Origin of the sequence: Effusibacillus lacus (assembly GCF_002335525.1) — a bacterium.
Lineage (GTDB): Bacteria > Bacillota > Bacilli > Tumebacillales > Effusibacillaceae > Effusibacillus > Effusibacillus lacus.
This window is the reverse complement of record NZ_BDUF01000023.1, coordinates 55,562-64,946: the sequence shown is the minus strand read 5'-3', so window position 1 is coordinate 64,946 and position 9,385 is coordinate 55,562. Positions and strand designations below refer to the sequence as shown.

The 9,385-nt window shown below is 50.5% G+C and carries 10 protein-coding genes and 1 riboswitch; of the genes, 1 reads left to right on the top strand and 9 read right to left on the bottom strand.

What is annotated here, in order from left to right:
• Positions 1-843: 843 nt before the first annotated feature.
• Positions 844-1,009: riboswitch (cyclic di-AMP (ydaO/yuaA leader) on the top strand.
• Positions 1,010-1,015: 6 nt separating this feature from the next.
• Positions 1,016-1,579 carry a C40 family peptidase gene (locus EFBL_RS06180; RefSeq protein WP_096181264.1) on the top strand — a complete coding sequence of 188 codons (564 nt, stop codon included), beginning with the start codon at positions 1,016-1,018 and terminating at the stop codon, positions 1,577-1,579.
• A 112-nt stretch (positions 1,580-1,691) separates the two neighbouring features.
• Here EFBL_RS06180 and EFBL_RS06175 read toward each other — a convergent pair whose 3' ends face one another.
• The 9 genes from EFBL_RS06175 to rpoE form a co-directional block, all read right to left on the bottom strand.
• Positions 1,692-2,822, bottom strand: a complete 1,131-nt coding sequence (locus tag EFBL_RS06175) for an N-acetyldiaminopimelate deacetylase (protein ID WP_096181263.1) — start codon at positions 2,820-2,822, stop codon at positions 1,692-1,694.
• Positions 2,823-2,852: 30 nt separating this feature from the next.
• Entirely contained in the window at positions 2,853-3,557 is a 705-nt protein-coding gene (gene dapD / locus EFBL_RS06170; RefSeq protein WP_172899652.1) for a 2,3,4,5-tetrahydropyridine-2,6-dicarboxylate N-acetyltransferase, read from the bottom strand.
• Between the two features lie 103 nt (positions 3,558-3,660).
• Positions 3,661-4,305, bottom strand: coding sequence for a fructose-6-phosphate aldolase (gene fsa / locus EFBL_RS06165; RefSeq protein ID WP_096181262.1), 645 nt, complete (start codon positions 4,303-4,305; stop codon positions 3,661-3,663).
• A 69-nt stretch (positions 4,306-4,374) separates the two neighbouring features.
• On the bottom strand, positions 4,375-5,229 hold the full coding sequence (gene fba / locus EFBL_RS06160; protein WP_096181261.1) for a class II fructose-1,6-bisphosphate aldolase: 855 nt from the start codon (positions 5,227-5,229) through the stop codon (positions 4,375-4,377).
• 50 nt (positions 5,230-5,279) lie between these two features.
• Positions 5,280-6,164: a 3-keto-5-aminohexanoate cleavage enzyme gene (gene kce / locus EFBL_RS06155; protein ID WP_096181260.1), complete on the bottom strand. Its 885-nt coding sequence runs from the start codon at positions 6,162-6,164 to the stop codon at positions 5,280-5,282.
• Between the two features lie 20 nt (positions 6,165-6,184).
• Positions 6,185-6,580, bottom strand: a complete 396-nt coding sequence (kal, locus tag EFBL_RS06150) for a 3-aminobutyryl-CoA ammonia lyase (RefSeq protein WP_096181259.1) — start codon at positions 6,578-6,580, stop codon at positions 6,185-6,187.
• 2 nt (positions 6,581-6,582) lie between these two features.
• Positions 6,583-6,954, bottom strand: coding sequence for a response regulator (locus EFBL_RS06145; RefSeq protein WP_096181270.1), 372 nt, complete (start codon positions 6,952-6,954; stop codon positions 6,583-6,585).
• 152 nt (positions 6,955-7,106) lie between these two features.
• On the bottom strand, positions 7,107-8,702 hold the full coding sequence (pyrG, locus tag EFBL_RS06140) for a CTP synthase (protein ID WP_096181258.1): 1,596 nt from the start codon (positions 8,700-8,702) through the stop codon (positions 7,107-7,109).
• A 183-nt stretch (positions 8,703-8,885) separates the two neighbouring features.
• Entirely contained in the window at positions 8,886-9,383 is a 498-nt protein-coding gene (rpoE, locus tag EFBL_RS06135; RefSeq protein ID WP_096181257.1) for a DNA-directed RNA polymerase subunit delta, read from the bottom strand.
• Between the last annotated feature and the right edge of the window lie 2 nt (positions 9,384-9,385).

Genomic DNA, 9,385 nt, shown 5'->3' with positions numbered 1-9,385 from the left:
ACACCCAAACGGAACACTACTTTCCAAGGTGATGAAATCCTGCGAATGAGCGAGTATACGTAAGAAAACCCCTTAAACCCGAGGGAGGGATTTTCGGGTGCTTATTTTGTTATTTGCGTCGGGTGATTTTAAAATAAGCGATTTTGGGAACCTTAGTTCAACCTTCTTGCCTCTTACCATTTGACAAATGGCGAATTAAGGATCTGATAATCCCTAATTTTAAAAACTGGGCTGACTTAAGTCACATATAAGTGTCTGTTAATCCTTTATTCCATTAAGGAGCCACCCAACAACAGTCGAGGGACAGCTTTTAAGCTGTCTCTGTTATTTTTATTGCAAAAACACCATAATAGTATAAAATTACACCATTACGAATTTTGGAGGTCTCTTCACTATGACAATTCGCCGGAAACCTGTAATAGTTGTCCTTCTGTCATACATACTGGCTTTTGCAGCCTTCGTATATTTCTCACACCCGAAACATGCGCCCCAGGTGAAGTTCTCCGCCTGGCAGTCATACCTGCCAAACCAGACTTACATGGATTCCTATCCGGAAGTTTATGGGAGAAGCAAGCCAAAGACGACCTTGCACCGATATTCGCCAAACTTTATCCGGACGCCAGTCGTTGGAACGTATCCACGGTCATGGGAGTTAGTGCCGAGATGAATATCCAGGGGAAAGTTCCCGATTACAAGCAGGTCCGTCCCGATTTGCACATGGTCGTTACCCTGCATAACGGCATATCTGTACATTGGGATGATTAAAGACAGTATAACAAGAATTGAATAAATACTGGATTGAGTGGAAGAAATTGGCCCCTCAAAAACCAATCAATCTATGTTACCCTTTAATAGCCGAATCAATTTGATGGAAACGAATTGTCAAATTGTACGGGGGACTTTTTATGCCGATTGCAATTTCATCGGCAGGGGTGAATTTCGATATTCGAACAGGGTTACCTCGACCCGAACCCGTCAACTAACCTCGGAGGCAATTCATTGAGGAGGGATTTGCATGCTTAGAAAAACTAAGCTTCTTACCTGTATCGTCGTTTCAGCCAGTGTATTTTCCTTGTCAGGACTGGGACAAGCCCCGGCGCTTGCCGCCACGACTTCAAGCAGCAAACCTGTAATGGCTAATCAGTTCACTTCTTCCCAAACAAAGGAAGCCAAGTTGAACAAACTGATTAGCGTGGGCAAAACCCAACTGGGTGTAAAGTGGCGCCACGGTACACAAAAGCCCGGATACGGATTTGATTGTTCGAACTTCACAAGCTGGGTTTACAAAGAGGCCCTGGGAATCAAGTTTTCTTCATCTTCCAGAGCCCAACGATACGACAAGTCCATTGGTACCCCTGTGAAAATCGACAAATCCAATATCTACAAGAACTTGCAAAAAGGGGATCTGCTATTCTTCGCCAACAGCGCAGACAAAGGTGGCGGCGGTCACGTCGGAATCTACGCCGGTGACGGCTACATCCTCCAATGCGGCGGCGGTCGAGGCAAAGTAACCTTTGAGAAAATGAAGGGCACCTGGTTCGAGAAGAAGCTTGTGTATGCCAAGCGGATTGTGAATTAAACACTAACGTGAATTGTTCAACAACAAAATATAAGGAGGACACATATTAGTCGTGTATAATATGTGTCCTCCTTAATTTTAAGGATCTTCACTCGTTTTCCGTCTGTCCGCCCTATCTGCCGGACTTCCAGGCAATATACTTGGTGAGCACTTCAAGAGCCACGTCAATCGCTCGTTCATCCGGTTCCATCCTGGAATGATGCAGCCCGTAAGGCGTTTCCGCGCCAAGCCAGAACATGAAGCCGGGAATCCCGGCCAGGAAGTAGCCGAAGTCCTCCCCGGTCATCGCTTCCCTGCATTCCACAAGAGTCGCGGTTCCAGTCGACTGGAGCCAATCCATGAACTCACGGGTCTCCTGCTCATCGTTGTATACCTGGCGGTAGTTGGAACCGTAATCGATCTCCGCCTTGCACCCGAACCCCGCTTCAATACCGCTGACAACCGCCTCAATGCGGGATTTTACTTGTTCCATGGATTCGACTGACAGCGTGCGAATGGTGCCCTCCAGTCTTGCTTTCTCAGCAATGATGTTCTGCCTTGTTCCGCTTTCAATCCTGCCGATGGTGATGACAGCCGAATCGAGAGGGTCCACATTGCGGGAGATAATGCTTTGCAACTGGGTAACAAGGTGAGATGCGGCCACCACCATATCGTTTGCCTTGTGCGGAAACGCTGCATGGCCCCCCGTTCCTGTCAGTTCAATGAACAGTTCGGACGTATTGGCAAACAGAATTCCGGGACGAACCGCAATCGTTCCTACCGGGTATTCGGGAGCGATATGCAGCGCATAGATAGAATCCGGTTTCCAGTCTTGAAACTCTTCACTTTCCATCATTGGCAGAGCGCCGCCAGGCCCTTCTTCCGCCGGTTGAAAAATCAGGATCAGGTCGTCATTGATGGGATTGTGCACAAAATGGGTCAGGACTCCCAAACCGATGGTCATATGAACATCGTGACCGCAGGCATGCATATAGCCGGGATGTTGGGAACGAAACTCATAGGTCGTCTCTTCCGCTATTGGCAGTCCGTCCATATCCGCCCGGTAACCGATCCGTTTGGAAGGGTTCTTTCCTTTCACCCGGACCAGAATCCCGGTTCGCCATGTCCTGACTTCGATTCGCTCCGGCGGCAAAGCTTCGATATAATCAAGCAAGAAGCGCTGAGTCTTAAACTCCTGAAAACCAGGTTCCGGAATCTGATGCAGTTTCCGGCGAATCTCCACGTAGGGATTTGCGGTTGCCATCAATCCCATCCTCCCTCGTTAAACATTCAATTAGAGTTGGCGCAGTTCCTGCTTGATCTCCGTCTTGGACCTGGTCTTGTCGTCAATCTGCTTGATGATTCGTGCAGGAACGCCCGCCACAACTACATTTTCCGGTACATCGTCCACAACAATGGCGCCGGCTGCCACCACGGAACCTTTGCCGACGCGTACACCTTCCAGAATGACTGCATTGGCACCAACCAGCACATCGTCTTCAATCACAACAGGCTTGGCCGAAGGCGGCTCAATAACACCTGCAATAACGGCACCCGCTCCGATATGACAGTTTTTGCCGATCGTTCCACGGCCGCCCACTACAACGCCCATGTCTATCATGGTGCCTTCGCCAATGACGGCACCAATGTTGATAACCGCGCCCATCATGATCACCGCATTGTTCCCGATTGTTACCTGATCACGGATAATCGCGCCCGGCTCAATTCGAGCCTGGATGTTCTTGGTGTCGAGCAGCGGGATGGCCGAATTGCGGCGGTCACTTTCCACCACATAATCTTCAATCTTCCCTTTGTTGGCTTCCAGTACCGGCTCAATCTCTTTCCATTCGCCAAACACCACCCCGGTGCCGCCGGTAATGAATGTCTTGCTGGACGGTCCGAAGTCGATACCAGACAGATCTCCTTTCACATAAACCTTCACCGGTGTCTTTTTCTCGCTTGTGCGGATAAATTCAATAATTTGATTTGCATCCATCATTTGTAGGTGTGTCTCCTTTCGCTGCTTTTCCCCCATTATACCGAAGTCGGACAAAAATGCTATAGGATCAAAAGAGCCACCTGTAAAACCAGGTGGCTTCCCTTTACCCCTTCATCTTGCCCCAGTCGGCCAGGAACCGTTCGATTCCCTGATCGGTCAGGGGGTGCTTGATCATCTTCTCGATCACCGAGTACGGACAGGTAGCAATGTGAGCGCCTGCCAATGCCGATTGGGTCACATGCATCGGGTGGCGGATGGAGGCGGAGATGATTTCCGTCTTGATGTCATGGATATTGAAAATGTCCGCAATGTCACGGATCAAGTCGATCCCTTCCTGGGAGATGTCATCCAGGCGTCCCACAAAGGGTGACACAAAGGTAGCGCCGGCACGTGCGGCCAGCAGCGCCTGGTTGGCGGAGAATATCAAAGTCACGTTGGTCTTGACCCCTCTCGCCGCAAACTCTTTTACCGCTTTCAAGCCTTCTGCCGTCATCGGCACCTTCACCGTAATGTTCTCATGAAGTTCGGCAAACTTCATACCTTCTTCCACCATGCCCTTGGCATCAAGGGAAATCACTTCGGCGGAGACAGGACCATCCACAATCGACAAAATTTCTTTCAGCACCTGAATGAAATCCCGGCCTTCTTTGGCAACCAGACTCGGGTTGGTGGTAACGCCGGACACAATCCCCATGTCGTTGGCAAGCCGAATCTCTTCCACATTGGCTGTATCGATAAAGAATTTCATATCGCTTTCTCCTTTGCCGCAGAATGATGAACAGCCGGCGAACCGGCTGCGGGCAGCAGATGATTGTTGTTAAGCCTTGTTGTTGGAACCGAACAAACGAATCTTCTCACGAACGGTTTCCTTAATGGCTTCGCGAGCCGGTCCCAGGTATTTGCGCGGATCGTAAACTTTCGCGTCTTTGTCAAGCAATTCGCGAATCTTGTTGGTGAACGCCACCTGGTTCTCCGTGTTGACATTGATCTTGGAGACCCCAAGGGAGATTGCTTTGCGAATGTCTTCATCCGGAATGCCGGAACCCCCGTGCAAGACAAGCGGAACTCCGGTCAAATCCCGGATCTTGGCCAACCGGTCAAAGTCCAGTTTCGGTTCTCCCTTGTACAAACCGTGGGCAGACCCGATAGCGGGAGCCAGTGCGTCGATGCCCGATTCCTGCACCAGACGGACAGCTTCCTCCGGTTTCGCCAGAGTTGCGTCCCTTTCATCAACGGAAAGGTCGTCTTCCGTTCCCCCAATTCGGCCCAGTTCCCCTTCCACATCAACACCGAGCGTATGGCAAGCATGGACGACCTGCCTGGTCTTGGCAATGTTCTCTTCCAACGGATAATGGGAAGCGTCGATCATGATGGAGGAAAACCCAGCCCGCAGGCACTTCAACACCACTTCGTAGGAGGAACCGTGGTCCAGATGCAAAATGACCGGCACGCTGGCCTTCTCTGCAGCCGCTTTGCACATGGCCACCGTGTATTCAATGTTCATGTATTTCATTGCGCCTTCCGATACTCCGAGAATCACCGGTGAACGTTCTTCTTCCGCCGTTTCGATGATCGCCTGCAAAAACTCCAGGTTGTTAACGTTGAACTGGCCGACTGCATACCCGTGTTTCAATCCGTCAGTCAGCACTTCCTTGAAAGATGCAAAAGCCATTATGGATTCCCTCCTGCTCCTCGAGTCGTCTTGAGTTCTGAAATATTTTATCACTTTTTGCCAATAATACCAAGCATGTGTCTGGCCTCGTCAGGCGCAGCCACGGCGCGTCCGAGCTCCTTGGCCAACCGTACAATCCGGGCAACCAGTTGGGCATTGCTTTCCGCCAAAACCCCTTTTGCATAGTAAACGTTGTCTTCAAATCCGACCCGAACATGCCCTCCCAACAAGATTGCCATTGTGGCAAGAGGCAATTGTGCCCTTCCAATTCCCGCCACCGACCAGCGTGCCCCTTCCGGCAGCGATTCCACAAGGAATAGAAGCTCACGGGGTGTGCCGGGAATTCCGCCTGCAACCCCCATTACGAAATCAAACGGGGCGTTATCCGGCACAAGCCCTTTCTTTCTCAATTCCAATGCGTTTCTTATCATGCCCGCGTCGAAAATTTCCAATTCCGGCAGTACCCCATGTTCCTGAATCACACGGGCAAACCGCTCAATATCGGAAGGAGTGTTCAAAAATACGCCATTGCCAAAATTAACCGTTCCCGTGGTTAGCGAGGCCATCTCCGGATAGGGAGGGAGCAGCCCCGTGGCTTGACCCCCGGAAAAGGATCCGTCAGAAGCCTTCGATCGCAATGTAACGGGCTGTATCCGCTCCTCCGGCGTCATTCCCACCGCTCCGCCGGTGGAAACCTGCAGAATGATATCGTTGCCGGTCTCCCTGATTCGCCGCATGATTTCCGCATAAACTGTCTTGTCCTGCGTGGGAGAACCGTCCTCGTTCCGGGCATGCAAATGGACAATCGACGCCCCTGCCTGTCGAACTTCAAGCGCCGCCTTTGCAATTTCCTCCGGTGTCACCGGCAGGTTGGGGTTGTCTTGTTTGGTTGCCTCAGCCCCTGTCAATGCGCAAGTAATGATGAGCTTTTCCATGAACCCAGCCTCCTCCATGTTCACTCACCCTTCCTGAAACGCTGCTTGTCTTTTGGGACAACGCAAGTGCCTTTCGCATAGCACACAAGTTCAGGCGGATTCACAATCTCCGCCGCCGAAGGGACCCCCGGATCAATGTTGGCGCGGATTACTTTGTAAGCATGGAATTCCATGGTCCGTGAAGTGTTGCCGACACGGGTGATTTCAGCCACCACCTCAATATAGTCCCCCGCAAATACCGGAGCCTTGAACAATACTTCCTCATAAGCAACAAAAAGCCCCTCATCGCCATCGTGGCGAATCAGAAGCTCTGTCGCGGCATCCCCGAACAATCCGAGCATTCGAGCCCCGTCCACAAGTTGTCCGCCATAGTGAGCATCGTGTTGGCTCATGCGCTGCCGAAGGAGAACCCTCACCCCTATACCTCCTGTACAACCAGTTCTTTGTTTACGGCCTTTCTCAATTCATCAATGTCAAACGGCTTGGTAAAATGGGTCAGTGCCCCGAGGGCCATTGCTTCTTTGATCAAATCCAATTCTCCGTAGGCGGTCATCATGAATACCTTCAGATCCGGTTCGATCACCCGAATGTGGCGAAGAATTTCCAATCCGTCCATGCCAGGAATCTTCATGTCCAGCAGCACCAGATCCGGCTTCTCAAGCTTGACGATTTCCAAGGCGGTTTGACCGTTCGGAGCCTGGAATACGGAATACCCTTCCTTTTCAAGCACTTCATTCAACAATACACGGATTCCGTATTGGTCATCTACGATCAACACTTTCTTCCCCATTCCCATTGCCCCTTCCTGTACCCTTGCAATTACTAGATTTTATTCGCTCAATTGTCAGAAAATCCTTTTGCTTACACCTGTCTAGTTCTGTCGAAACAAAGTAAGCATTGTCGAATCAAACAAAAAAAACCCGCCAAATAGGCGGGTGCTCATTACTTTCGATGCTGCAAGGCTGCCTGAATGAAGTCCCGGAACAGCGGTTGCGGCCGGTTGGGCCGGGAAGTGAATTCCGGGTGGAATTGGGATGCCACAAACCAGGGATGATCCGCCACTTCGATGATTTCCACCAGACGCCCGTCCGGTGAAGTGCCGGAAATCACCAGTCCTGCCCGTGTCAGTTGTTCACGGTAATCGTTATTGAACTCGTAGCGATGACGGTGACGTTCATGAATGGTTCCGGTTCCATAAGCCGCATATGCCTTGGTGTCAGGAGACAAGGTACAGGGATAGGATCCAAGACGCATGGTGCCGCCCTTGTCTTCGATCCCTTTCTGTTCCGGCAGCAGGTCAATGACAGGGTAGTCGGTCAGTTCGTTGATTTCGGATGAGTTGGCACCGTTCAATCCGACTACATTTCTTGCAAATTCAACTACTGCGATTTGCATTCCCAGACAGATTCCGAGATAAGGAATCTTGTTCTCCCGCGCATATTGAGCGGCAGTAACCTTGCCTTCGATCCCCCGATCGCCAAATCCCCCTGGAACCAGAATTCCGTCAGAATTCCCCAGCAGTTCACCCGCGTTCTCGGGTGTGACGTCCTCCGAATGAATCCATTCAATTTCTACTTGCGAGTCATTGGCAAATCCTGCGTGATAGAGGGCTTCCGCAACGGAAATATAGGCATCGCGCAATGCGACATATTTGCCAACGAGGGCTATCTTGACCTTATGTTTCAGGTTTTTCACATGATGGGCGAGCTCTTTCCATTCCGTCATATCAGCCGGAGGACAGTCGATGCCCAGATGGCGGACCACAATATCGTCCAATCCTTGTTCCTGGAACAATAGGGGAACGTCATAGAGGGATTCCGCATCCCGCGATTCGATTACCGCTTCCGGATCCGTATCGCAGAACAGTGCAATCTTTCTTTTGACATCCATGGAAAGCGGACGTTCCGTCCGGCAGATGATCACATGGGGGGTTATTCCGATACTGCGAAGCTCTTTCACCGAATGTTGGGTAGGCTTGGTCTTGATCTCCCCTGCTTTCCCCAAATACGGAATCAGTGTAACGTGGATATACATTACATTGCTACGGCCCACATCCGTCTTGATCTGCCGGATCGCCTCCAGAAACGGAAGGCTTTCGATATCACCCACGGTTCCGCCTATCTCGGTGATTACCACATCCGCAGTCTCTCCCGCAAGGAACACTCGCTCCTTGATCTCATTGGTGATGTGGGGGATTACTTGTACGGTGCCGCCCAAGTAGTCGCCCCGACGCTCTTTCTGGATTACAGACCAGTAAATTTTGCCGGTCGTGACATTGTTGTTTTTGGACAGGTTAATATCGATAAACCGTTCATAGTGACCCAGATCCAGATCCGTCTCTGCGCCGTCGTCGGTGACAAAGACCTCGCCATGCTGGTAGGGACTCATCGTCCCCGGGTCAACATTTATGTAAGGATCGAATTTTTGAATGGTAACACGCAAGCCCCTGTTCTTTAGAAGCCGTCCGAGAGAGGCCGCCGTGATGCCTTTGCCCAAAGAAGATACGACACCGCCCGTTACGAATATATACTTCGCCATTTGATTGCCCCCAAACTTATGATGTCTATCTCTGCATCTGCCAAATCACAAAAAAAAACTAAAAAGCCGCCATTCAGGAGTTGCCTGGACCCCTCGGCTTTTTTAGTTTTCCGAACGTACTCTATCCTCATGTATCTTAACGTTGCAATAGGAGCCTGTCAAGGGCACAGACTCCTATTTTTATTAATAATCTTCGTCTTCTTCCTCGACGATCTCTTCCTCTTCTTCGTTCATCTCGTCGTCAAATTCCTCCAGCTCTTCGTCAACCTCATCCACTTCTTCATATTCGAGATCTTCCTCATCGTCAAGAGAGACGTAATCCAGGCCCTCTCCTTCTTCCAACTCGTCCTCGAGGTACAGAGCTTCATCTTCTTCTTCTTCAAAATCATCGTCGTCCCGGAGAATAAACTTCTTGCCAACAACCGTTTTCTCGGCTGTCTTGTCGACTGGATACCAACGTTTGAGCCCCCAGGTATTGTTCCCAATGGAGAGAAATCTGCCGTCAATATTGAGCTCCGTGTACAGAATCGCGATGACCGATTGAATCTCTTCTTCGGATAACCCGCGAATATTGGCCACTGCCTGCAACAGATCCCGATAATAAAAAGGTTTGTTAGCTTCTTTCAGAACTTCATAGGCAATATCCACAAGCGGCATTTCCCTGGCTTGCTCGACACTGATCT